Annotated in this window: 1 pseudogene; it reads left to right on the top strand. The window is 82.0% G+C overall.

Features of this window, described 5'->3' with window-relative positions:
* Positions 1 to 2,242: pseudogene (locus C6N75_RS31020) on the top strand (serine protease); the annotation flags it as partial.

The raw sequence follows: 2,242 nt of genomic DNA, 5'->3' as shown, positions 1-2,242 counted from the left end.
CCCCGACGCCATCCCCCTCGGCGACCTGACCCCCCGCGAGGCGACCCGCCTCCGCGACCGGCACGCCCTGCCCGCCGGCGCCCTGGCCCCCGCCGACGCCCGTCACCCGCTCACCCTGCGCCTGCTGGCCGACGTCCGCGCCGCCCTGCCCGCCGACGCGGCCGGTCGGCCCGGCCGCGAGGAGGTGTTCGCCGCCCACCTGGATCTCGTCTGCCTGCGGGTCGCCGTCCGGATCGCCGCCGCGACCCGCCCCGCGCCCCGGGGCACGGAGGTCCGCAGGCTGGCCGCCCGGGTCGCCGGCCGCGTCCACGAGGCGGCCCGCCGCTGCCTCGGCCCCGGCCAGGGCGGCCTGGACCGCGCCTCCTTCGAGGCGCTGTTCCCCTGGAGCACCGGCTGGGCCTCCGCCGTCCTCACCGAGGGCCTCCTCCTCCCGGCCGGCCCCGGCTACCGCTTCGCCCACGAGGAGCTGGCCGACTGGCTCCAGGGCGGCCACCTGGACCTGGACGCCGCCCTGCACGCCCTGGTCCACCGGCACACGCCACCGGCCGGCGGCCCGGTCGCCCCCGCGGCAGCAAGACCGGACGTCGCGGGCCCCCTGGTGGTCGGCACCCCCCGAACGGCGGAGCCGGGGCGCCGGGCGGCCCGGGTGGAGGGGCGCACCCCCGACCGCCCGTCCGGCCTGCCGGGCGCCGCACCGTGGGCGCCGGTGCCCCGGGAGCGGGTCGGGCCGGTGCTGGAGGCGCTGCTGCTGCTCGGCCGGGTGCACGGCCCGGCGGCCCTGGAGGCCCGGCTGCGCGGTCTCGCCGAGGCGCTGGAGGCGCTGCCCGCCGGCCCGCCCGGCGCACGGGTGCGGGACGCCGCCTGGTGGGCGGCCCGGCTGCTCGGGCAGACCCTCACCCGGATCGGCGACCTCCGCCCGTACCTCGGCCTCCTCCGGCTGCTCGCCGACCACGTGGCGCGTACGGCCACCCGGGACGGGGGCGGCGGCCCGCACGACTTCGGACCCTGGTTCTGGGAGGGGCTGCCGCTGGCCGAGGACGACCGCTTCGACCTGCTGCGGCGGCTGGTCCCGGCGGGCGGCGCCGGCCCGGGCTTCCTGGACGTCGCGGCGCGGAGGCTGGCCGCGGACCCGCGCGGCGTGCAGCCGTCGCTGTGCCGGTGGTTCGGCGACGCACGGGCGACGCCCGGCGGGGTGAGCGTCGGCGGGGCGGCGCAGGCGCTGCTGTACGCGCACCGGGCGCTGGCCCCGGACGACCTGTGCGAGGCGCTGGCCGCCACCGCCCACCCCCGGGCCGCCGCGCTGCTCGCCGCCCTCGCCGAGGACGAACCGGCGGTGGTGTGCCGGGCCGTGGACCGCTGGGCCCACGACGACGCCCGCCGACCGGCCGCCGCCCGGTACGCGCCGCTCGCCGCCGAGCACGCCACCGCCCCGGCCGACCGCCGGCTGCTGCGGTACGCGGCGCTGGCCCTGCTGGACCGCCCCGGCGAGCCCGAGCTGCACGGCCCCGCGCTCGCCCTGCTCGTCGGAGACCCGCGGACCCGTGCCGAGCACCTGCCGGCCGCGCTCGCCGCCTTCCGGGCGGGCGGCCCGGGGCTGCCGGCCCGGGCGCTGGCCGGGGCGCTCGCCGAGCACCCCGAACCGGTGCTCGCCGCCTTCCACCACCGCCTGCGCGAGGACCGGGACGCCGCCGGGGTGCTGGAGGCACTGGCCGGCGTCGAGGCCCCCGCGCTGACCCGGCGGGCCGCCGCCCTGGTCGCCGACTACGTGGCCCGCCACCCCCGCGGCGCCCGGCACGCCGCCGACTACACCGGCCGCTGCCTGGACGAGCGCGGCCCCGTCGCCCACCCCGTGCTGTTCCCCCTGGTCAGCGGAATCCTGCGGGAGCACACCGCCGACGTGCGAGCGGCGTTCGCCCCGGTGCTCGCCGCGCCCGGCGCCCCCGGCTCCGCGGTGCTGCGCACCGAGCTGCTGGACGAGCTGCTCGGCGTGGAGGCACGCCGGGGCCCCGACCCGGCCGTGCTGGACGCCCTGTTGCGCACCGCCGCCGCGGGCGCGGGCCTGCGCAGCGAACCGCGCACCCGGGACCTGGTCCGCCGCACCGGGCTGCTCTGCCTGCGGCTGCCCGACGGCGCGACCCGGCTGCACCGCCGACTGGCGGGCCTGGCCGCCGAACGCCCCGCCTTCGCCGCCCTCACCGCCCGCTGGGCCGCCGCCGACCCCGCCGCCTGGGCCCCGATCCTC

It is taken from the genome of Streptomyces solincola, assembly GCF_002982015.1.
GTDB classification, from domain to species: Bacteria; Actinomycetota; Actinomycetes; order Streptomycetales; family Streptomycetaceae; genus Streptomyces; species Streptomyces solincola.
This window is presented reverse-complemented; position numbering and strand designations above follow the sequence as displayed.